This window comes from Thalassospira sp. SM2505, assembly GCF_054901115.1.
On record NZ_CM142731.1, the window covers coordinates 1,430,291 to 1,452,933 of the forward strand.

A 22,643-nucleotide genomic window follows, 5' to 3' on the forward strand; every position below is an offset into this window, starting at 1 on the left:
GTAACGGGAATTCAGGTCAGTTGCCGCCAGCAAGGATGCTGCGGGCAACGGATGCATCATCAAACGGAAGGACCGTATCACCGATAATTTGGCCTCTTTCATGGCCTTTTCCGGCAATAATAAGGACATCGTTGCGTTGCAGGATGCCAATGCCGCGTTTGATGGCCTCTGCCCGGTCGGAGATCTCGACGGCACCTTCGCATTTCGCCTTGATGGCGGCGCGAATAAGGGCGGGGTCTTCGCTGCGCGGGTTGTCATCGGTGATGATGGCGATATCGGCAAAATCATGCGCGACCTGGCCCATTATCGGGCGCTTGCCCGTGTCACGGTCTCCGCCGGCACCAAATACACAAACGATGCGGCCTTTGCAATGCGGACGAACCGCCTTGATCACGGTTTCAAGCGCGTCCGGTGTGTGGGCGTAATCGACAAAGACCGGGGCACCGAAACTTGTCTTACCAACCAGCTCAAGACGACCGCGAACACCCTCAAGTTTTTCAAGGGCAAGGACGGCCTGATCAATATCGGCACCCGATGCCACCACGATGGAAAGGGCGGCAAGCGCGTTCATGACCTGGAAGCTGCCCATCAGCGGCAAATGCACGTTGTATTCGCCCTTGTTGGCCAGAAGGGTGATCTTGGTGCCGGTGCTGTCAGGTTTTGCTTTGACAAGTTTGATGTCATCGGCATTCTGACCATAGGACAGAACATTCACGCCGCGCTTTTCACACATCTTTTTAAGAAGGGCGAACTGTTCGACATCTGCATTGAGAACCGCTGTGCCATCGGCAACCAGAAGGTCGGAGAACAGGCGTGCCTTGGCGGCAAAGTATTTTTCAAACGTGCCATGATAATCAAGGTGGTCGCGCGACAGGTTGGTAAAGGCCGCGACGGTTACCTTCACGCCGTCAAGACGATACTGGTCAAGCCCGTGTGAGCTGGCCTCCATTGCCACATGGGTGACACCGATACCCGACATTTCATCAAGGCTCTGGTGAAGGGCAACCGGATCAGGCGTGGTGAGCGATCCCGGGATTTTTGCACCCGCTGCACGAATGCCAAGCGTTCCGATCGAACCTGACATATTGCCAAGGATCGTCCAAAGCTGTTCGGTGAAGATCGCCGTTGATGTCTTGCCGTTCGTCCCGGTAATTGCCGCGATGTTTGCCGGTTGTTTGCCATAGAAACGGGCAGCAAGCTGTGCATAGCGTTTGCGCGGATTTTCCACCGGGATCAGGGGAACGGTTGCGGCGACCGGTCTGGGGGTTCCATCCTTTGCCAGAATGGCGGCCGCACCAAGTTTGATCGCATCAGCGATATATTTGGAGCCGTCGTCGCGGGCACCGGACAGGGCGGCAAACATATAGCCATCCTTCACGGTGCGTGAGTCTGCTGTCAGGCCCGTGATGTTCGGGTCCTGTCCTTCGGCATGTTTCAATGCCGCTTGATCACCTGCCATGAGCTCAGAAAGACGCAAGTTTGCGTTCCCCCTTGCGAAGTTCGATCTGCAGCGCTTGCTCAATCTCCGGCGCCTTCGCATTCGCCGGTTCAATGCCCAGAAGGGGAGCAATACGTGTCACAACCTTGCCAACCGCAGGGGCGGACACCCAACCTGCTGTGGCAAATCCATAAGTTTCTTTGGTGCCTTTGGGCTCGTCTAACGTCACCAGAACCACATATTTCGGGTCCTGCATCGGGAAGGCGGCGACAAAGGTCGACATGCGGGCGTTCTTGACGTAGCGCCCGTTTACAAGTTTCTCCGAGGTGCCGGTTTTCCCGCCAAGGAAGTAACCTGCGACTTCGGCTTTTTTGCCCGATCCTTCGGTTACAACCAGTCGCATCAGGCGACGCAGCAGTTCCGAAGTTTTCTGGGAAAACACACGTTCGCCTGCCGGTGCGCCATCCTGCTTAAGGATGGTTGACGGGCGGCGGATACCACCATTGACGATGGTTGAAATGCCGTTGACAACCTGAAGCGGGGTGACCGCAAGACCATGACCGAACGAAATCGTCATGGTGTTGACTTCGCGCCAGGGATTGGGGATCAGAGGCCCGCCTACCTCGGGGAGCTCGATCTCGGGTTTGTCGAGCATGCCAAGCTTTTTGAGGTACTTTTTCTGCGCCTCGCCACCAAAAGCCATCGCCATGCGTGCAGAACCGATGTTCGAGCTGTGCACCAGAATTTCCGGTACAGTCAGCCAGCGGTTTTCACCATGGTAATCACGGATCGAGAAGCGGGCGATGCGCAGCGGCTCGGTCGCGTCATAAACGGAATTCAGGTTGGATGTGCCGGTTTCAAGCGCGATGGCGGTGTTAAACAGCTTGAACACCGAGCCCATTTCATACACGCCAAGGGTCGAGCGATTAAACCGCGCATCCGCCGGTGCCTGACCCGGACGGTGCGGATCAAAGTTCGGAAGCGAGGTCATCGCGATCACTTCACCGGTATAGACATCCATGACAAGACCCGCAGCACCAATCGCACTATAGGTTTCCATCGCCTTTTCGACTTCTTCCTCAAGCGCGAACTGCACGCGGGTATCAAGCGAAAGCTGGAGCGGACCGTTATTGATTCGCAGTTCGTTATCGAACTTGCGTTCTGCACCGGCGATGCCGTTATTGTCGATGTCGGTAAAGCCCAAAACGTGGGAGAACAGGCGCCCATGCGGGTAAACACGGCGTTCTTCGCGCTGGAAATTCAACCCCGGAATACCAAGCGAGTTAACTTCATATTGCTGTTCCGGTGTAAGGTTGCGGCGTAACCAGACGAATGCCTTGCGCGAACTCAGGTGCCGGATCAGCGTGTCGCGATCCAGATCGGGCAGGACAGTCAGCAACAGATCGGCCGAGGCAACCGGGTCCTTGACCACACGGGCATCGGCATAAAGCGAATTGGTTGGAAGATCGGTCGCCAGCAGCAGGCCATTGCGATCAACAATGTCGGCGCGCTCGGTCTTGAGCTCGCGCGTGTCGGTTCCCGATGCCAGTGCTGGTTCATTGCCCTGACGCAGCACGGATGCATCGACCAGACCATATGTGATCCACGAAAACCCGATGATGAACATGGCACCGGTGATGAAAATACGGTTGCGTGCCGTTTCAAGGGCAAGACGTTCACGCTGGTCCGGACCAAGTTCCGGGCGATCACCACGCAGCCAGTATGAGAACCGGGTAAAGCTCATTGCGCTCCTCCGGTATTTGTGGCGACGGACGGTGCATCAACAATCATGCTTTCTGCCGCCTCGGCATAGGCACGGCTGCCCGGGCGCGGGCGCGGGGTTGGCATGAAAGCAACGGCTTCGCCAAACTTGTCGATACGGTACTGATGCATGTCGGACACTTCTGGCAGGTCGTCGATGCTTGCCATCTGGAGAACCTGGATCTGATCAAGGCTCAGATATTCTTTCGACAGACGCTCAATCCGTTCGGGATTGTTCAGGTAGCTCCATTCGGCTTCAAGTACGTGGATGCTTTCCTGTTCGGCCAGAATGTCCGACTGGATCTCGGCGTAATGCTTTTCAAGGCGCTCGACTTCGTGACTGACCCAATAAGTGCCAGCACCAATCAGAATGGTCAGGAACAGGCCAATGATCGTGACAGCACGGGTCATTTCCGGCCTCCCTGCGTGGTTGCAGGTTGCTCATTGCGGGCAACGGCGCGCAGTTTTGCGGATCGGGCGCGCGGATTGGCACGGATTTCGTCTTTTTGACCGGTGACGGCTTTTCGCGTGATGGTCGTAAAGGTCGGAATGGCGACTTCCGGTTCGCCGGGCAGGCGACGTGACATTTTTCTGGGGTCGCCTGAACGCGCCTTCATGAATGTTTTGACCTGACGATCTTCGAGCGAATGGAACGTCACAATCACCAGACGTCCACCGGGCTTCAGAAGTGTCTCGGCTGCATCCATTGCGCGTTCAAGTTCGCCAAGCTCGTCATTTACATAAATGCGCAATGCCTGAAACGTCCGGGTTGCCGGATCAATGCCGTCCTTGGACTTGCGCACGACAGAGCGTACAGCACGGGCAAGCTGGGATGTCGTGGCAAAGGGCTCTTCTGCGCGCATTTCGATGATTTTGCGCGCAACCTTGCGCGATGCCCGTTCTTCGCCATACCGATAGATGACATTGGCAATGTCTTCTTCTTCGGCAGTGTTGACGAAGTCTGCGGCTGTTGGGCCGGACATCGACATGCGCATGTCAAGCGGGCCATCTTCACGGAACGAAAAACCGCGATCAGCCTGATCAAGCTGCATCGAGGAAACACCGATATCAAGAACGATACCGTCGACATGTTCGGGCCCCGCAGCCGGGATCAAACGTCCCATATCACCAAAGCAACCTTCGACCATATGGAACCGTCCGTCATACTCGGCTTCAAGCTTTTTGCCTGTTGCGACCGCTGTCGGGTCGCGATCAATGCCATAGAGTTCGCACTTCGCGGAATCAAGAATGGCGCGGGAATAACCGCCTGCGCCAAAAGTACCATCGACCATGATTTCCCCGTCAGCCGGTGCAAGGGCTTCAAGCACCTCGCGCAGCAGGACCGGTTTATGCGGACGGTCTTCAGTGGCGAAACTGATATCCTTGTCGCTCATGATGCGTCCTCCTCGTTCGGGGCGCCGGGACGTGCGCCTTTGGGGAGTTCGGACACTGGTTTGAGCTTAAGCGTCGCACCACGGTTAAGCGTGCGGGTCCGGCTGGCTTCTTGCAGGGGCTTGAAGATGTCAGGGTTCCACAGGCGGAAGGTGCGACCACGGCCGACAAAGGCGACCTGATCTTCGATACGGGCAAATTCGATCAATTCAGCGGGAAGAATGATCCGGCCTTCGCCGTCGTAAGGAAGCATATGCGAGGAGCCAAGGATGGTGTCAGCCAGATCGTCGGCCTCGTCAGAGAACATATCAAGTTCGTCAAGCGATGCGGCGATGCGCTCCATATGGCTGTGGCTGCAACCTTCGAGCGCGCTTTCCTTGTGGGATTGATACAGGTAGATGCCGGCGAATTCTTCCAGCTCAAGGGCCGCACGGAACCGTTTGGGGACGGATACGCGTCCCTTCCGGTCCAGCTTGTGAATGTGCGTCCCTGTGAACAGCACTTCGCCATTCCCCTGATCAAAAAATCCGATTTCAAAACACGGTCTGAAACGGTCGGTTCAATGACCGGTCGATGTTTGAAATGGATATGCCCCGCATGGCACAGAATTTATGCCTGTTAATGGGGTACCATGGGAAATGATGGGGGTCAATGGGATTTGATGGGGTCAAATGTGACGATTTGGTGTGTTTCTGCGGATTCCGCGGTACATGCGAAAAGCCTGAATTCAGCCAAAAACACTTGAAATCACGGTCTTATCCATCTTCGGCCCATGAAATTCCAAAACGGTTCCATGGGGCCCCATCGGTGACCATTGAAAACCCGGTTTTATGGGTTTTGATGGTGCAGTCGACATTTCGGGAAATGACGGGATGGGCGAAGACAATTTGCGATTTGACTCCCAATCGGGTTTGATGCGCGAACGAACTCCTGCAAAATGTAGAAGAGACGTTTATCGGGTGACGGTATCGGACCATCTGATTGTCATGCCGGGTTGTCGGATGTCGGAAGATGGTACCGGTTCAAACATCTGGCGCGGGGCAGCGTCAGCGAGATGAAGGAAGCGATTGTTGCGGATAAAAGCTGCCATTCTATTAATGAGTTGTGCGTTTTTTGCCGGTATTTCCGTTCCGGGGGGCACCGTAAATGGTGATGGCAGTGCCCGGGCGCAGGGACTGACCCTGGATAAGGCCGGCGGCAGTTCGACATCGCCAGAAGTATCATCACCACAGGTTCGTGAACTTCTGCCCCTGATCAAGCAGCAGCTTCAAAGCAACCCTGAACTGATGTCGCAATTCGGTCTTGGCGGTTTGTCCGGGCTTGGCGCACTTGACGGTGTGGCCGGGGCGGCGGGTGAAGGTGCTGCCGGGGCCACAAACATCCCCGGTTTGAATGATGCGATTGCCAAGGCCCTTGCCCAGAAAAATGCAGGGGCAGGTGTTGTGACATCAGGGGTGCCAGAACAGGTGAAACTGTATCGAGAACAATATCATCCGGTTGATATCAATCAGGATGGAAGGATCAGCGCTGATGAGGCTGCGTCCTATTCAAGCTGGATGTTCCGCAGGCGTGACATTAATGGCGATAGCGTGCTGGTCATGCGCGAGTTTTCGGCAGTTGAACAGTTGCCCGGCACTGCCGATGCCAACCGCCAGCGACTGCGCACGGAAAGCCGACGCCTTGAATTGCTGTTTCCGGCCTACGATGCCAATAAAGATCAGATGATCAGCAAGGAAGAGTTTCTCGATCAGGTCCGTACTGCCTTTGGCGAAAAAAGCGGAACCAATCCCGACATTGATCCGTTTTCATTCCAGACGGTTCTGCCATTCTGACTGGCGGCGGGATTGCAACAGAAACACCATATGACAGCCAAGCAATAATCTGGCATCCGTATCAAACGACAAGCCGGTCAGGATGGAGAAGGTTAATGGATACCAGCGAGTTTTTTGCTCCGCTTCGGGCAACAACAGACAATGGGGCTGGCGCAGATGGCTCTGCTGCGCCCCGGACTGGTGTTGCGGAAACCGAACCGGCAGAAGACGGAAAATCAGCTGCGAAGATCACAGCCAATGCCGTTGACAATGCAAATGCCGACGCAACGGCAGGCAAGCAGGACGTCGCCAAATCCGAACGTACACCGGTATGGATTGACTTGCTGTCGCCGACCTCTGATGAAATTCACGATATCGAGCAACGTTTCGGGATCGAGGTGCCGACCCGCGAGGAAATGCAGGAGATCGAACTTTCATCTCGTCTGTATGACGAGGACGGGGCACTTTTCATGACGGTTTCGGTCCTGACCCGTGCGACGACCGATGCGCCGCAAACGGCGGCCGTGACGTTCATTCTGGTCAAGAAGACCCTGATTACGCTGCGCTATGCTGATCCGGTACCGTTCAAGACATTCATCCGCCGGGTCAAGAAAACACCGTCACTGGCCAATAGTGCCGAAACGGTCATGTTCGGGCTGCTCGAACAGATTGTTGACCGTCTGGCGGATTTGATGGAACAGACCGCAACCGATCTTGAAAACCTGTCAAATCAGGTGTTTGCAAGCCCGGAAGGACCCGGTTCGGATCAGGATCACCGGGAAACCCTGCGCCAGATCGGACGTACTGGCAACCTGTCTGGCAAGGCGAAGGACAGCTTGCTGAACCTTCATCGACTTGGATTGTTCCTGTCAACGCAGACGCGTCTGAAAAAGGATGCCAAGGCAAGGCTTAAGGTGATTTCACGCGATATCGTCTCGATTACCGAACATGCCAACTTCATCGCCAACAAGGTGACGTTCCTGCTCGATGCGACCCTTGGCATGATCAGTCTTGAGCAAAACAACATCATCAAGATCTTCTCGGTCGCTGCGGCGGCCTTCCTGCCGCCAACCCTGATCGCCAGCATCTATGGCATGAATTTCGAAGTAATGCCCGAGCTTGGCTGGGAATTCGGCTATCCGGTTGCAATCGGCCTGATGATCCTGTCCGCTGTTTTGCCGCTTTGGTATTTCAAACGCAAAGGGTGGCTCTAAAAGTCGGTGACGGAATTCTGGCGAGATTGGTGGGGTGTTTGTCATTTCCGCCAGATAAATTACTGGTAAGGTGCCGTGCATCGCCACCAGCAATGATATGCACCCAACCGTCGGAGCCCCGAAATGAACAAGACCGCCCTGATCCTGATTGACTGGCAACAAGGATTTGATGACCTTGATTACTGGGGAAATCGTAATAACCCCGATGCCGAAAGAAATGGTGAGAAACTTCTGACACACTGGCGCAAAGCCGGGCAGCCGGTCATTCATGTCAAGCATGACTCAACCGAACCGCAATCGCGTCTTCATCCTGATCATCAAGGCAACGCCATCAAACAGGCACTAGCCCCGATTGAGGGTGAGCCTGTCTATGGCAAGAATGTCAATTCGGCTTTTATCGGCACCAGTCTTGAGGCAGATCTGCGTGCGCAGGGTATTTCGCGCCTTGTTCTGTGCGGGATCACAACGGACCATTGTGTGAATACCAGCACCCGTATGGCCGGGAATCTTGGATTTGAGGTAACGATTGCATCTGATGCCTGTGCGACCTTTGATCGCAGCCTTCCGGATGGGCGGGTTTTCCCGGCCGAGCTGGTGCATGATGTGGCACTTTCCAGTCTCAATGGCGAGTTTGCCGCTGTGAAAACCGTCGAGCAGATCATTGGATCGGCAAGTCAGGGTTGATCAGCGATTGACTTGCGTTCTCAAGTGACGCACCTTCGGTCCGTGATTCCCGCATAAGGTGCCTGCCAATGACTTCTGCCGATACAAAAATCGATACTCAGGAAAAGCTTCGCGCAATTTATGGGGAGCCGATGGGACTTGCTGTTGATAAATGCCTGTCGCGGCTTGATCCACACTGCAAGCATTTCATTGAACTGGCACCCTTTGCGGTCGTTTCATCGGCCGATGCCAATGGCGATGCCGATGTCAGCCCGCGCGGCGATCGGCCGGGCTTCATCAAGGTTGTAGATGATAACACCATCGTCATGCCGGACCGTCCGGGCAACAATCGTGTCGATACACTGTCAAACATCGTCGATAACCCGAAAGTCGGGATGCTGTTCTTTGTGCCCGGTGTGAATGAAACACTGCGATTGAACGGTACGGCTGAAATCAGTACAGATCCGGCTTTGCTGGGATTGTTTGCCGATACGCCCAAGCCACCGATCACGGCGATTAAAATTACGGTCGAGGAAGCCTTCCTGCATTGTGCGAAATCGCTGATGCGTTCCAAATTGTGGGACCAGAATACCCAGATTGACCGTAAAACGCTTCCGACCCTTGGCAAGATGATCAAGGATCAGACTGCGGCTGATTTCGACGTCGGCACCCAGGAAGAGGCCGACAAGTATTTCACGCAATCAATTGCGGAAAAAGGCTGATCATCGCGCTGTCAGCACAGATTTATTGAACTTGTCAAAGGCGGTGACAGCGTATTGTCATCGCCTTTTTCGTTTGGGAAATAATACCAGATGGCCTGTAAGCCGGGTTCTGTCCATGCGGCGAACCGCACTGGATGGCCATTCATCTGGGACGTCCGTCGCCGAACGCCTCCTGCAACCAACCCGAATGGTGGTGCGAAAACCCACCTGCCGACAATGCCGAAGCACCCGGCCGACCATTCCTATTAGGTTTTGCTCCCGGTGGGGTTTACCATGCGTCCCGCATTGCTGAAGGACCGGTGCGCTCTTACCGCACCCTTTCACCCTTTCCGACAGGCTTGCGCTGTGTCGGTGGTTTGCTTTCTGTGGCACTTTCCCTAGGGTCGCCCCCGCCAGACGTTATCTGGCACCGTGTCTCCGTGGAGCCCGGACTTTCCTCCCCGATTGCAAGCAATCAGGGCGGCCATCCGGCCATCTGGTGGTGCGGATGTAGGTTACATCGACCATAACGTCAAGAAAAAGCGGTGGCGACGGGGGCGAGTTCAGAAAGCTAGTTGCCAATCGCATTTGCAAGGGCGGTGGCAATGGCCATGCATTGCCCGTCGAGGACACCGGAAATATCCGCCGGACGCCAGTGCCGCTGAAAGGCAATTGTCCGTTTAAGGCGATACTCTTCGTTGGATGCGCCATCACCATTACTTGCCGGCCATCCATAGCCAATCTGATCAAGCAACCCTTCAAAGCGATCCGGATCAACAGCGATATCGTCAGTTACATCGGGCCAAAGCCCGATGCCGTTGTCGGCCAGTAATTTCCAGGGGAACAATTCACCGGGATCTTCCTTGCGATCCGGGGCCATGTCGGAATGGGCAATCACCCGATCTGCCGGAATGTTGCGACGGGCCAGAATGTCCCGGCACAACGTGATGACGGATGCGATCTGTATATCGGGAAAGGCGCGATAGCCAAATTCATGACCTGGATTGACGATCTCGATCCCGATGGAATGTGAATTCACATCCGAGCAGTCCTGCCAGCAACCCCGCCCGGCATGCCATGCGCGTTTGTCTTCATCGACCAGCGCAATGATGCGGCCGTCTTCCTCAATCAGATAGTGGCTCGAAACCGAACTTTCAGGATCGCACAGGCGTTCAAGGGCGGCATTGCCTGTGGGCATGCCGGTATAATGCAGCACAAGGATATCAATCGGGCAACCATCCGGGCGCGGGCCGAAATTGGGCGAGGGATGCTTGATGATGTCTGCTGGCAAACTGTCTTTTGATCGCCCGTCTGACTGCCCATCGGCCATTTGGCTTAATCCATTCCCTGTGTTTTGCGCTGAACGGGTTTGCGCAGCATGATCACCGTGACCCCGCACAGAACAACAATACCGCCAATGATCTTAAGCATCGAGAATGCTTCGTTAAATACCACAAACGATCCCAGAACGCTGATGACAGGCGCGAGCAATGACCATGGCACGACTGCATTCACATCCTGGGTCTTGAGCAAATGATACCAGAAACCATAGGCCACAATTGATGACATGATCACCGTAAAGCTCAGATTGGCCCAGGCCATCCAGCTGGCATCACGCACTGCCTGAAAGGATTCGGGTTCAAAAACCAGCGATAGAAGCAGCAGTTGCGGGGCGGCAAACAATGCCATCCAGCCATTAAGCTGGAAGGTGTCAATATCGCCCAGTTTCTTGATCATTACATTGGCAACCGCCCACATGAAAGCTGCAAACACCACCAACAATAATGGCAATTGCAGATCGGTCATGGTCGGGTCCCAGAACATGATTGTTACGCCAACAAACGCAAGCGTCATGCCCGAAAGCCGCTTCCAGCCCAGCCTGTCATTAAAGAAATAGGTCGCCAGCATCGAGGAAAACGGCACGCCAAGCAGGACGATAATTGCGACCGGTCCGGCGTCAATCATTGAAAGTGCAAAGAATAAAACACCGAAATGCAGACTGCCAAAAGTCAGCGAGATGACGGCAAGGCGTCCCATGCGACCGCGTGGCATGCGGGTAAACGGGATCAGCAGAATTGCAACCGAAGCAAAGCGGATAGCGGTCAGCATAAAGGGTGGAATTTCTGAAACCGCACCTTTGACGGTCAGCATGTTAATGCCCCAGATGATGGCGACGGACAGGGCCATAAGCACTGCTTTGAGGGGCATGGCGCGGGCTTTCAATAAGGGGCAGCACAGAAGCGTCTGCGTTGACGACACCGTCCTTTGTCATCTGTTTGAAGACAAAGGACAAATGAGTTCTTTTCAACCCAGACTGAACTGGTTTGCAGACAAGTGTGTCCCAATGCGCACCAGACGTAAAGCAACCGGTAGCAAGAACAGAGGATCATCGTCGGGATGTTTGTGGGCGATGACCCGGTCAGATCATCAGGCCTGACCGAGCTCCTCGCGCATCATTTCAAGTTCCAGCCAGCGTTCCTCGGATGCTTCAAGTTCGCTTCGTGCAGTGTCAAGCCGGTCGACCTTCTTCTGGAAGCCGGTCGGATCCTTGGTAAACAGGGTGCTGTCAGACAGGGCGCCTTCAAGCGTTTTTATTTCTGCTTCGAGCTTTGCCATCGCCGCAGGCAGATTGTCGTATTCGCGCTGATCCTTGTAGCTCAGCTTTGAAACCGATTTTGCTTTGGGCGCATTGTTGTTACCCGAAGGTTTTTTACCAAGCTTGCCAAGGTTCTTGTCATCTTTGGCTGCGGGGGCGTTTGAGAGTTTGCGTTGGGCAATATAATCGGAATAGCCACCGGCATATTCAACTGCCGTTCCGTCGCCTTCCATCGCGATTGATGATGTTACAACGCGATCAAGGAAGTCACGATCGTGGCTGACCAGAAGAAGCGTGCCTTCATAATCGTCCAGCATTTCCTGAAGCAGGTCGAGCGTATCCATATCCAGATCGTTGGTCGGTTCGTCCATGATCAGAAGGTTGGTCGGCTTTGCCAGCAATTTCGCCAGAAGCAAACGGTTGCGTTCGCCACCCGAAAGGGCACCAACCGGGCTTCTGGCCTGTTTTTCGTCAAACAGGAAATCGCGCAGATAGCTAACAACGTGGCGCGGGTTGCCGCGCACCATCACCTGATCGCCGCCAACATCACACAGCGTATCCCAAAGCGTTTTATCGTCATCAAGCGCAATACGCTTTTGATCAAAATAGCTGGGATTAAGGTTGGTGCCGATCTTGATCGTGCCGCTGTCGGGTTCAAGCTGCCCGGTCAGCATTTTAAGCAGTGTGGTTTTACCTGCACCGTTCGGGCCGATGATGCCAACCTTGTCGCCACGCAGGATACGGGTCGAGAAATCGGCAATGATCTGGCGATCCCCGAATGACTTGGCGATATCAGTGGCCTCGATCACAACCTTGCCCGATGTTTCGCCAGCCTCGGCCGCAAGCGAGACATTGCCGATCCGGTCAACCTGATTGGAGCGCTGTTCGCGCATGTCATAAAGACGGCGCAGGCGACCCTGGTTACGTTTGCGGCGGGCGGAAATGCCCTGCACGGACCAGACGGTTTCCTGTGCAATCAGCTTGTCGAGCTTGGCGCGTTCCTCGGCTTCCTTGCGATAGATTTCTTCGGACCATTCTTCGAACTTTGCGAAATTGATCGCGCCCTGATGCATGACGCCACGGTCAAGCCAAAGAACGCCGTTCGATACCGCATTCAGGAAGGCACGGTCATGCGAGATGACGACAACCGCACCGCGGAAATTCTTGATCTCGCCTTCAAGCCATTCAATGGTCGGAAGATCAAGATGGTTGGTCGGTTCGTCCAGCAAAAGGACCTGCGGATCGGCAATCAGTGCGCGCGCGATTGCCGCGCGTCGGCCTTCACCGCCAGAAAGCTGTTTTGGATCGGCTTTGGGATCAATATCGACCGATGCCAACAGCATGTCAGAGCGATAGGCATAGTCCTGTTCATGTTCATCAAGAGCCGAAAGAACGAAATCCTCGACCGTGTCATAGCCGTCAAATTTCGGTTCCTGATTGAGATAGGCAACCTTGCAACCCGGCTGAACAAACCGTTCGCCACCGTCGGCTTCGATCTCGCCGGCGATGATTTTCAGAAGTGTCGATTTCCCGCCGCCATTCCGGCCGACCAGACATAGTCGGTCGCGTTCGCCAATGGCAAATGACACATCGGAAAACAGATCATTGCCGCCAAAGGTCAGGCGAATGTCATTAATATTAATCAGCGGTGGCGCCATGGAAAAACCGATAAGCTTGAGTTCAGAAAATTGGTCAGCGTGACAGGCCCCTTGCAAACAGCAAATCCGGTGCCGTTGCAAGGGAAATCATCTGTCATCATCTCTATCCAGCCGATTTGGATCAGCGGATACCGCGTTCCTTGCGGATTTGATCCCATGCGGCGTTGATGCGGGCCATTTTATCATTGGCCTGTTCGATGAATTCGGGTGGCATGCCTTTGGCCATCAGGGTGTCTGGATGATTTTCGCGCGACAACTTGCGATGGGCTGCTTTCAGTTCATCATCACTGGCATCGCGTCCAAGGCCCAGTTGCTCATAGGGGTCGGGACCGTTCGATGAGGTGAAGGCATGATGTACGCGATCAAAGTCGACATCGGCAAAGCCAAAGATATGGGCGACCTTTTTCAGATAATCCTGTTCAGCCGGATGCAATTCACCATCAGCCATGGCGATCTGGTAAAGGGCTTCAAGGATGCCTTCCAGAAGCGCGCGTTCACCCCGAAACATGGTGGCGATCTGACGGGCATAGAGTTCAAAGCCGTCCGATGATGAACGAGCCATATCAAAGATACGGCCGACATTCTTTTCTTCGCCGGGCGGAATATGGAAAACGCGCTTGAAGGCATTGATCTCGTCGCGGCTGACATGACCGTCAACCTTGGCCATTTTGGCAGCAAGAACGATGACGCCCGTGGCAAAGGCAACCTGCCTCGGGTCGTGACCACCCAGTTGCGGCCCCCCGTTTGCGGCACTCTTGATCTTGTCTACGACATGACCGGCTGTTGCGCCAAGGATCGCGCCAAGCGGTCCGCCCAAGGCAAAGCCTGCGGCTCCACCAATAATTTTGCCCCAGATACTCATGCGATGCTCATGGGTGATTGTTCGTCCTGATTGCTGTGTTTTGCAGTGTGCGGTCGTATTTTTGCAGCAAGATTACCATCTTACCAGAACAACCAACATAGTTTGCAGGTCACGGAAATAAATGGCGAATTGGCGTTATTTCTTGGCTTGGACGTTGAATAACACCCAAACGTCTATACTTAAGTGTTTGTTGATCTACCATTGGTAGAGTGGTTCTATGACAATCAGGTAGTAAAAAAATAATAACAAAAACGATCCGTATAATTAGGGGTGGAAACATGTCTTTCTTGTCACGCATGAAACTTGTCTACCAGATTTCTCTGATAAGTGTGGTCGCACTTATTATTTTCGCAGTTGTTGGCGTAACGCAGTTCATTGCGGATCAACAACGCCAGTCGGCGCAAACAATTGCCGAGGCAGCCAGCGCCGACCAGTCGCTGGTTGATGGTATATCCCGGGCATTTCTGAACGCGCGCCGACATGAAAAGGACTTTGTCCTGCGCAAGAACGAAGAATATGTCGCGTCTCACGCTGCCGCTGCAATGTCTGTGCGAGCAGGCCTGGATGACCTCGCCAAACGCGAGGAACTGGGCGAGCTTCTTGGCAAGGTTGATCAGGCAAGAGCCGCGTTTGAAGATTATGTCAGCGAGTTTACAACCGTTGTCGATTTACAGCGCAAGGTGGGCTTTGATCAGAGTTCAGGTTTGCTTGGCGAAATGCGCAATGCCGCAACAGAGGTCGAAACCGCACTTGGCAAAATTGCGCAGCTTGAAGCCATGCTGGGGCTTTCCAACACCAAGGATATCTCGATTGCGGTGCTGAAAATGCGACGGGACGAGAAGGATTTCCTTGCAAGTCTTGACCCGGCCTATCTTGACAGTGTTACGGCGACGGCCAAGGAATTCGACGCAGCCCTGCAAAAAGCGGGAAGCATTCAGGATGACAAGAAGGCTGAGCTTGGCAAACTGATGGCATCATATATTTCCGATTTCAAGGCACTGGCCGATGCTGTTCTGGCGCGTGAAGAATCGCTTGCGCGTCTGAGCGCCTATTACTCGGCTGTTGAACCGGTACTTGCGGAACTGAGCAGCGCCATCGGCGATGTGGCCGGGAAAATGCAGCAACGTGCCGAACAAATCGCGCATACTGGGGTTCAGGTCACATTTGCGATTTTCATCGCCGGTGCCCTGATACTGGTTTTATTGTCGATTATCCTGGCACGCGCAATAGCACGTGCAATTGCAGGTTTGACGACCAAAATGGCCCGCCTTGCCGACAACGACTTCGACGTGCAACTTGATGAAGCCAACCGCAAGGACGAAATTGGCGAAATGGGCCGGTCGGTTGTCGTCTTTCGTGAAAACGGGCTTGAGCGTCAGAAGCTTGAAGCCCAGCAGCGCGAGCTTGATGAAAAGCAGCGTCAACGTATCGAACAGCAAGAAAAGCATATCCGCGAGTTTGATGACGACGTCGTCGCAATGATGAGCGAAGTCGGGACGGCTGTACAACAACTCCATGCGGTTTCCGAAGCCCTTAAAAACAGCGCATCAACTGCAAACGAACAATCAACAACCGTCTCTGCGGGCACAGAGGAAGCTTCGTCAAATGTGCAGCTTGTCGCAACAGCGGCAACTCAACTGTCGGCTTCAATCCATGAAATCGCCGGGCAGGTCAGTGACACATCGCAAATGGCAATTTCCGCAAGCGAACGTGCCCAGACAACAAACGAGGATATTCAGGGATTGAATGCGGCGGCTGTGCGGATCGGCGAGGTGATCGGCTTGATCAATGACATCGCCGGTCAGACCAACTTGCTGGCACTTAATGCAACAATCGAAGCCGCCCGTGCTGGCGAAGCTGGCAAAGGCTTTGCCGTTGTAGCAAGCGAGGTCAAAAATCTAGCGAATCAAACAGCCAAGGCAACCGAGGACATCACAATCCAGATCAACGAAATTCAGCAGGCAACCCTGTCTGCGGTTGAGGCAATTGACGAAATTGTTCGCATGATCTCGGATATCAGTGAACGGGCATCAACGGTGGCGGCTGCGGTGGAACAGCAAACTGTGGCCACAAGCGAAATATCGCAGAATGTCGAACAGGCGGCATCCGCCACCAGCGAGATTTCATCTGCAATGCAGGGCGTATCCACAGCAGTTGCAGACACCACCGAGGCAGCCAGCGATGTCCGCGGGTCTGCAGATAACCTTGGTCGTCAGAGTGACAGTCTGAGCGAACGCATCGACCAGTTCCTTGAGCGCATGCGTGCCGTAAGCTGAGCCGCTGATTGATCTGACCAGTTGATAATTTGGTCTATACGCAAGGGGGAGGATTAGTCTTCCCCCTTGTTTTGTATGGGGCGGGTGCAAATGTAACTCCTTATTGCGGGTGCGGGATTGGAAACAAATTGCGTTTTCGACACCTGGCGGTGTCGGTTCCGGAGGCTTGTTAAATAATCGTACTGTTTCCCCGTCTGATGAACCGGTCAGTTTGTCCAAAACTGAATGGGGTGCGGGGAATATTTCCGTCTCGCTGTCTTGCATTGTATTGCGCGTGTCCTGTGAACCCAGTGTTTGGAATACAGGTCGGGCATTGGCTTGGGGGTTGCCGTGAATTTTCTGTCTCGCATGAAACTGCTTTATCAAATCTCGCTGATTGGCGCGGTTGGTCTTATGATCTTTGTCGTGGTCGCCGCCGTTCAGATGGTGGCAGATCAACAACGTGGTGCTGCGCAAATGGCTGCACAGGAGGCATTGGACGATCGTCTGATCGCGGATGCTGTGTCACGTGACTTTCTGCATGCAAGGCGACGGGAAAAGGACTTTCTTCTCAGGCTTGATGAGAAATATGCCAGACAACATGACGAAGTCGTTGAGCGGGTGACGGCGGGTTTGCATGAACTTGAAATCGACGAGGAGCTTGCAGCCTTTGATGCCGAGATCTCCCGGATTACGACTGCCTTTGCAAATTATGCCGATGAGTTTGGCAAGATTGTCACCCTGCAACGCGAAATTGGCTTGAACGAGGAAGACGGGCTTCTGGGCCGTTTGCGTGGTTCGGTCCATGCTGTTGAAACCGAACTCGGTAAATACAAGGCTGACAAGCTGACGGTGATCATGCTGATGATGCGTCGGCATGAAAAAGATTTTCTGGCCCGAATGGACGCGAAATACATCGATAGCATTGGTCAGCGACTGGCAGAATTCGGTCCGGCCTTGGCCGCATCGGATATTCCGTCCACCGAACAGGCCAATATCAGCAAACTGATGAATTCCTATGTCAGTGATTTCAAATCGCTGGCCGAGAAGATCCTTCAACGCAATTCCGAGCTTGGCCTGCTATCAGATTATTATGCCGAGGCAGAACCGCTGCTTGATGCCCTCAGCGCCTCGATTGCCGAACTTGCCAATAACCAAAAGGCGAAGGCTGAACAAATTGCCGCAACAAGCCTGACTGTAACGGTCACCATGTATGTGATCGGTGTGATTGTACTTCTTGGGCTTTCGGTTCTGTTGTCGCGCGCGATTGTACGTGCAATCAGCGGTTTGACGGGCAAGATGACGCGCCTTGCCGAGAATGATTTTGATGTGGACCTTGATGAAGTCAATCGCGCTGACGAGATCGGCGAGATGGGGCGTGCCGTGCTTGTTTTCCGTGAAAACGGTATAGAGCGCGTCAAGCTGGAGGCAGCACAGAAGGCCCAGGATGAACGTCGACGCAAACGAATGGAAACCCAGGAACAATATATCCAGGATTTCGACAATGCCGTTGTCGCGGTGATGGCTGATGTGGCGGTAGCGGTCAAACAGCTTCATCAGGTCTCAAACGTGTTGCGCAACAGTGCTGAAACCGCTGCTGACCAGTCAATGGCGGTTTCATCCGGTGCAGAAGAAGCATCGTCGAATGTGCAACTGGTCGCAACGGCGGCAACTGAGCTTGCCGCTTCGATCAACGAAATATCAGGACAGGTCAGTGAAACTTCGACCATGGCGCAATCCGCCACCGAACGGGCACGTTCAACCAATGACAATATTCAGGGGCTGAATGACTCTGCCATCAAGATTGGCGAGGTTATTGGTCTGATCAGTGATATTGCTGCCCAGACGAACCTGCTGGCTCTGAATGCCACCATTGAGGCCGCGCGCGCAGGGGACGCGGGCAAGGGCTTTGCCGTGGTGGCAAGCGAGGTCAAGAACCTTGCAAACCAGACGGCGAAGGCAACCGAAGACATCACGGCACAGATCAGTGAAATTCAGCAGGCAACCGGCATTGCTGTGAGTGCGATTGATGAAATCGTGACCATGATCGCTGATATCAGCGAACGCGCAGCAGCTGTCGCCGCTGCTGTTGAACAACAAACTGTCGCGACCAGCGAAATCTCGCAAAATGTTGAACAGGCGGCCGCCGGGACAGAAGAAATCTCGTCTGCGATGCAGGGAGTGTCCGCAGCGGTCGGTGAAACCAATAACGCAGCAACCGAGGTCCATGGTTCGGCAGACAATCTTGGTCGGCAAAGCGGTGACCTTCGGCAGCAAATCGACGGCTTTCTGGAGCGGATGCGCTCACTTTAACGACGAAATGCCGATAACAAACGGCAGTCGGGTCTTTACCCGACTGCTTTTATCGCGATAAAATCCCGACAAACTTGTGGCGTTTTATAGAAGATGAACCGCAAAATCAGAACAGCTATCAAAGCAGGGAATGTCGCATGGCAGATAAACCACGTATTGTTTCATCGTCGCATCTCGTTTCGGAACGGGCTGCAGAATTATCGGAACTTGAATTTGCCCTGATCCTGTCAGGGAACGCATTCAACCGATGGATGGTACGGTGCATGCGTGCTGCCGGGATGCCGGACGTTTCGGTTCTTGATATTCTGGTGCTCCATAACGTCAATTCGCGCGAACGTGAAAAAAGCCTTTCTGAAGTTTGCTTTGTTCTCAATGTTGAAGACAGCCACCTGGTGAACTACTCACTCAAGAAACTGCGCAAGCTTGGTCTGGTCGAAGGCATCAAGCGTGGTAAGGAAGTCCACTATGGAACGACCGCTGACGGGCGTGCCATGTGCGAGAAATACCGCGAAGTCCGCGAAGCCTGCCTTGTTGAAACCTTCCAGCGCCTTGGTGTGAATAGTCAGGAAGTCGGCGATGTTGCCAAGACCCTGCGCGCCATTTCCGGGGTCTATGACCAGGCATCGCGTGCCGCGAGTGCGATGTAACAAGCAAGTTGGCGTTCTCCGAGCAGACCGGGTTTTTGTCGGTGCAAAGGCGGAAAGCTTCATGAATCGAACGGGCAGTGGTTCCTTTGAACTGCTGCCCGTTCTGTTTTCGTGGGGTATTCCGAATGGCACGCGATGCTGTGCCGCTTTCAAATGCTCATTTGTTTCAAGTGATTAAGGTGGTTTTGATAAGGCAGCGAACTGCGTGAGTTGCATATTTCGCATGGTAGTTATGAAATTACATTGACAATTTGTCAGTAAAATGTGATCAAGATGTCGGGTGAATATTTTGGAGTCTTTGTTACTCTGACTCCTCCGCCTCAACACACAGGGAGACTTGATCAATGCTGAAAAAAGCGCTTTCGACGGTTGCAGTCGCAGCCATCACCATGTCCGCCGGTCTGGCGGCTGCTGCTGAAAAATGGGATATGGCGACGCCGTATCCGGATGCGACCTTCCACACCCAGAACATTATCGAATTTGCCAAGGACGTGAATGATGCGTCCGGTGGTGAACTGACCATCACCGTTCATTCCGGTGGTTCTCTGTTCAAGCATGCTGATATCAAACGTTCGGTTCAGCGCGGTCTGGTTCCGATTGGCGAAACACTGATTTCGCTGCTGGCCAACGAAAACCCGATTTATACCGTTGATGCTATCCCGTTCCTTGCGACCTCCTATGAGGACTCCAAGAAACTTTGGGAAGTCTCACGCGCAGGCATCGAAGCAGCCCTTGCGAAAGACGGTCTGAAAGTTCTCTATGCTGTTCCGTGGCCGTCACAGGGGCTTTACACCGCAAACCCGGTAAGCACGGTTGAAGACCTTAAGGGCATCAAATTCCGTGCCTACAACTCGACCACTTCGCAGCTTGCCGATCTGACCGGCATGGTTGCGACCCAGGTTGAAGTTCCGGAAATCCCGACCGCCTTTGCAACCGGTATTGTTGAAGCCATGATGACTTCGCCGTCGACCGGTGCGAACTCCAAGGCCTGGGACTTTGTTTCGAACTTCTATGACGTTCAGGCATGGCTTCCGAAAAACATGGTTATCGTGAACGCAAAGTCGTTTGATCGTCTTTCGGCAGAAGCCCAGAAAGCTGTCATGGATGCCGCGGTCAAAGCCGAAGCACGTGGTCTGGAAATGAGCATGGCTGAATCCGAAGCAAAGAAGAAAATCCTTGCTGATAACGGTATGAACGTTGCTGCGCCAAGCGCAGAGCTCAAAGCTGGTCTGGCCAAAGTTGGTGAAACCATGGTTGCCGATTGGCTCGAAAAAACCGGCGATGAAGGCAAAGCCATCATCGACGCTTTCAAGAACTAAGGTTCTTTCGTTCCTCGGGATCGGGCAGGTGTCGTCCCCTGTCCGGTCCCGGACAAGCCCCACATTTTAATGTTACTGTCCGTATGGATCGCTCAACCACCATCGCGACTTCGCGGGCGGAAAGGGGACTGCTGTGCGCAGATTACTAGACTATTTATTTAAGTTCAGTGCCGGGCTGGCTGCATTTTTCCTGGTGGCAATCGCACTTCTTATTCTGGCGCAATCACTTGGCCGTCTGATCGGAATTGCGGTTCATGACGCCAACGAACTCGCAGGTTTTTGCCTTGCGGCGGGAACGTTCCTGGCGCTTGGTCCCGCACTTCGGGCCGGCACCCATATTCGGGTGATGATTGTTTTGTCCCATCTGCGCGGTGGTCTGCGCCGGGTGATCGAAAGCATCACGCTTCTGGCTGCAACCTTCCTTGGCGGTTACTTCGCATGGTGGATGACGGTTCTTGCCGAAGAGAGCTTTTCCTACGGTGATACGTCGCCAGGCGTTCTCGCCTTCCCGCTCTGGATCCCGCAAGCGGCAATGGCCTTTGGCCTGATCGTCTTTACCGTCGGTATGATCGAAGCACTGGTCGATACCGTTGTTGGTCGCAAACCTGCCTTCGCCCTCGGCGAAGCCAACGAACTGAACGAATAGGGGACGGTCATGGAAGTACTTGAAATTGGCCTTGTCCTGATGGGGCTTCTGTTCCTGTTCCTTGGTGCAGGTTTGTGGGTTGCTCTGTCATTGTTTGCGATTGGCGTATTCGCCCTTGATTTCTTTACCAGTGCACAGACTGGTCCGATCATCGCAACGACCGCGTGGGCAAGCCTTGCGACCTGGTCGCTGGCGCCACTGCCGCTGTTTATCTGGATGGGTGAAATCCTTTTCCGGTCGCGCCTGTCCGAAGACATGTTCACCGGTCTTGCGCCCTGGCTGAACAAGCTGCCGGGTCGTCTGTTGCATGTGAATATTTTGGGCTGTGGCATCTTTGCTGCTGTATCGGGTTCGTCTGCGGCAACGGCGGCGACCATCGGACGCATGTCGATCCCCGAACTGCGCAAGCAGGGCTATGCCGACAAACTGATCCTTGGCACGCTGGCCGGGTCGGGCACTCTGGGTCTTCTGATCCCGCCGTCGATCATTCTGATTGTTTATGGCGTATCGGCCGAACTGTCGATTGCCCGTCTGTTCATTGCCGGCGTTTTGCCCGGTGTCATGCTGATCATCCTGTTCATGAGCTTCGTTGGCATCTGGGCCACCGTAAACAAGGACAAGATGCCGCCAGCCGCACCCAGCATTCCGTTTGGCGAAAAAGTCCGCGCTTCGGGCCGTCTGATCCCGGTGATCCTGCTTATCTCGGCCGTTATCGGATCGATCTATGGGGGGATCGCCACCCCGACCGAGGCTGCGGCCTTTGGCGTGGTTGGTGCGCTGATCCTGTCACGATTAAGTGGCTCTTTGACCCGCGAAAGCCTGATCGAAGGCATCATGGGGGCAACGCGCACATCGTGCATGATCTGCTTTATCCTCGCAGGGGCTGCGGTACTGACTGTTGCCATGGGCTTTACCGGTATCCCGCGCGAACTGGCCGCATGGATCGCGCAGATGGATCTGTCGCCCTATGCGCTTCTGGCAGCATTGACCGTGTTCTTCATTGTTCTGGGTTGTTTCCTTGACGGGATTTCGGTGGTGGTTCTGACCACCTCGGTCATCCTGCCGATGGTTCAGGCTGCCGGGATCGACTTGTTGTGGTTTGGTATCTATGTGGTGCTGGTGGTCGAAATGTCGCAGATCACCCCGCCCGTCGGTTTCAACCTTTTCGTTTTGCAAGGTCTGACAGGCAAGAACCTGTTTGCCATTGCACTGGCTGCCTTGCCGTTCTTCTTCCTGCTGTTGCTTGCTGTCTTGCTGATTACGGTCTTCCCGGAAATCGCAACATGGCTGCCCCGGCAAATGAATGGCTGACCGGCTTTTGAAATAGCTGATCGTTCGTACAGATTTTCATGACTACAGATGCCCAA

19 protein-coding genes and 1 other RNA gene are annotated in these 22,643 nt (G+C 54.1%); 10 read left to right on the plus strand and 10 right to left on the minus strand.

Translation table 11 applies throughout. The features are described from left to right. Nucleotides 1–16: 16 nt before the first annotated feature. From ACTU44_RS06440 to ACTU44_RS06460, 5 genes are read right to left on the minus strand one after another with little or no spacing between them, the layout of a single operon-like run. A complete protein-coding gene (locus tag ACTU44_RS06440) occupies nucleotides 17–1,477 on the minus strand; it encodes a UDP-N-acetylmuramoyl-L-alanyl-D-glutamate--2,6-diaminopimelate ligase (RefSeq protein ID WP_462096983.1) in 1,461 nt (486 codons plus the stop codon). Then, nucleotides 1,464–3,182 carry a peptidoglycan D,D-transpeptidase FtsI family protein gene (locus ACTU44_RS06445; protein ID WP_336080294.1) on the minus strand — a complete coding sequence of 573 codons (1,719 nt, stop codon included), beginning with the start codon at nucleotides 3,180–3,182 and terminating at the stop codon, nucleotides 1,464–1,466. The genes ACTU44_RS06440 and ACTU44_RS06445 overlap by 14 nt, the downstream gene beginning before the upstream one ends. Further along, nucleotides 3,179–3,610: a cell division protein FtsL gene (ftsL, locus tag ACTU44_RS06450; protein WP_114099563.1), complete on the minus strand. Its 432-nt coding sequence runs from the start codon at nucleotides 3,608–3,610 to the stop codon at nucleotides 3,179–3,181. The genes ACTU44_RS06445 and ftsL overlap by 4 nt, the downstream gene beginning before the upstream one ends. Further along, nucleotides 3,607–4,593 carry a 16S rRNA (cytosine(1402)-N(4))-methyltransferase RsmH gene (gene rsmH / locus ACTU44_RS06455; protein WP_462096984.1) on the minus strand — a complete coding sequence of 329 codons (987 nt, stop codon included), beginning with the start codon at nucleotides 4,591–4,593 and terminating at the stop codon, nucleotides 3,607–3,609. The genes ftsL and rsmH overlap by 4 nt, the downstream gene beginning before the upstream one ends. Then, complete coding sequence (locus ACTU44_RS06460; protein ID WP_336080297.1) at nucleotides 4,590–5,093, minus strand: division/cell wall cluster transcriptional repressor MraZ; 504 nt, start codon at nucleotides 5,091–5,093, stop codon at nucleotides 4,590–4,592. The genes rsmH and ACTU44_RS06460 overlap by 4 nt, the downstream gene beginning before the upstream one ends. Nucleotides 5,094–5,688: 595 nt before the next feature. Here ACTU44_RS06460 and ACTU44_RS06465 point away from each other — a divergent pair. The 4 genes from ACTU44_RS06465 to ACTU44_RS06480 all read left to right on the plus strand — a co-directional run bounded on the left by ACTU44_RS06465 (nucleotide 5,689) and on the right by ACTU44_RS06480 (nucleotide 9,001). Then, nucleotides 5,689–6,423: an EF-hand domain-containing protein gene (locus ACTU44_RS06465; RefSeq protein ID WP_462096985.1), complete on the plus strand. Its 735-nt coding sequence runs from the start codon at nucleotides 5,689–5,691 to the stop codon at nucleotides 6,421–6,423. A 95-nt stretch (nucleotides 6,424–6,518) separates the two neighbouring features. Then, nucleotides 6,519–7,616 carry a magnesium/cobalt transporter CorA gene (gene corA, locus ACTU44_RS06470; protein WP_462096986.1) on the plus strand — a complete coding sequence of 366 codons (1,098 nt, stop codon included), beginning with the start codon at nucleotides 6,519–6,521 and terminating at the stop codon, nucleotides 7,614–7,616. 123 nt (nucleotides 7,617–7,739) lie between these two features. Continuing rightward, entirely contained in the window at nucleotides 7,740–8,300 is a 561-nt protein-coding gene (locus ACTU44_RS06475; RefSeq protein ID WP_462096987.1) for a cysteine hydrolase family protein, read from the plus strand. A 68-nt stretch (nucleotides 8,301–8,368) separates the two neighbouring features. Beyond that, nucleotides 8,369–9,001 (plus strand): pyridoxamine 5'-phosphate oxidase family protein, encoded by a 633-nt coding sequence (locus tag ACTU44_RS06480; RefSeq protein ID WP_462096988.1) that lies wholly within the window; start codon nucleotides 8,369–8,371, stop codon nucleotides 8,999–9,001. A gap of 82 nt (nucleotides 9,002–9,083) precedes the next feature. On the opposite strand, the gene rnpB is transcribed toward ACTU44_RS06480, so the two are convergent. The 5 genes from rnpB to ACTU44_RS06505 form a co-directional block, all read right to left on the minus strand. Further along, nucleotides 9,084–9,480: RNase P RNA component class A (gene rnpB / locus ACTU44_RS06485), an RNA gene on the minus strand. A 71-nt stretch (nucleotides 9,481–9,551) separates the two neighbouring features. Then, nucleotides 9,552–10,310 carry an N-acetylmuramoyl-L-alanine amidase gene (locus ACTU44_RS06490; RefSeq protein WP_462096989.1) on the minus strand — a complete coding sequence of 253 codons (759 nt, stop codon included), beginning with the start codon at nucleotides 10,308–10,310 and terminating at the stop codon, nucleotides 9,552–9,554. 5 nt (nucleotides 10,311–10,315) lie between these two features. Beyond that, the gene (locus ACTU44_RS06495) at nucleotides 10,316–11,188 is read right to left on the minus strand and encodes a DMT family transporter (RefSeq protein ID WP_114099554.1); all 873 of its coding nucleotides are present in this window, start codon (nucleotides 11,186–11,188) and stop codon (nucleotides 10,316–10,318) included. Nucleotides 11,189–11,407: 219 nt separating this feature from the next. Beyond that, on the minus strand, nucleotides 11,408–13,234 hold the full coding sequence (locus tag ACTU44_RS06500; RefSeq protein WP_462096990.1) for an ATP-binding cassette domain-containing protein: 1,827 nt from the start codon (nucleotides 13,232–13,234) through the stop codon (nucleotides 11,408–11,410). A gap of 121 nt (nucleotides 13,235–13,355) precedes the next feature. Beyond that, nucleotides 13,356–14,096: a TerB family tellurite resistance protein gene (locus ACTU44_RS06505; RefSeq protein WP_114099552.1), complete on the minus strand. Its 741-nt coding sequence runs from the start codon at nucleotides 14,094–14,096 to the stop codon at nucleotides 13,356–13,358. A 278-nt stretch (nucleotides 14,097–14,374) separates the two neighbouring features. On the opposite strand from ACTU44_RS06505, the gene ACTU44_RS06510 reads away from it, so the two are divergent. The 6 genes from ACTU44_RS06510 (at nucleotide 14,375) to ACTU44_RS06535 (ending at nucleotide 22,587) form a co-directional block, all read left to right on the plus strand. Continuing rightward, on the plus strand, nucleotides 14,375–16,372 hold the full coding sequence (locus ACTU44_RS06510; protein WP_336080304.1) for a methyl-accepting chemotaxis protein: 1,998 nt from the start codon (nucleotides 14,375–14,377) through the stop codon (nucleotides 16,370–16,372). A 330-nt stretch (nucleotides 16,373–16,702) separates the two neighbouring features. Then, entirely contained in the window at nucleotides 16,703–18,664 is a 1,962-nt protein-coding gene (locus tag ACTU44_RS06515) for a methyl-accepting chemotaxis protein (protein ID WP_462096991.1), read from the plus strand. Between the two features lie 137 nt (nucleotides 18,665–18,801). Further along, complete coding sequence (locus ACTU44_RS06520) at nucleotides 18,802–19,311, plus strand: winged helix DNA-binding protein (protein ID WP_114099549.1); 510 nt, start codon at nucleotides 18,802–18,804, stop codon at nucleotides 19,309–19,311. Between the two features lie 344 nt (nucleotides 19,312–19,655). Beyond that, nucleotides 19,656–20,630 (plus strand): TRAP transporter substrate-binding protein, encoded by a 975-nt coding sequence (locus ACTU44_RS06525; RefSeq protein ID WP_114099548.1) that lies wholly within the window; start codon nucleotides 19,656–19,658, stop codon nucleotides 20,628–20,630. A gap of 133 nt (nucleotides 20,631–20,763) precedes the next feature. Next, nucleotides 20,764–21,276 (plus strand): TRAP transporter small permease, encoded by a 513-nt coding sequence (locus tag ACTU44_RS06530; RefSeq protein WP_114099547.1) that lies wholly within the window; start codon nucleotides 20,764–20,766, stop codon nucleotides 21,274–21,276. Nucleotides 21,277–21,285: 9 nt separating this feature from the next. Then, nucleotides 21,286–22,587, plus strand: a complete 1,302-nt coding sequence (locus tag ACTU44_RS06535; RefSeq protein WP_114099546.1) for a TRAP transporter large permease — start codon at nucleotides 21,286–21,288, stop codon at nucleotides 22,585–22,587. Nucleotides 22,588–22,643: the final 56 nt, after the last annotated feature.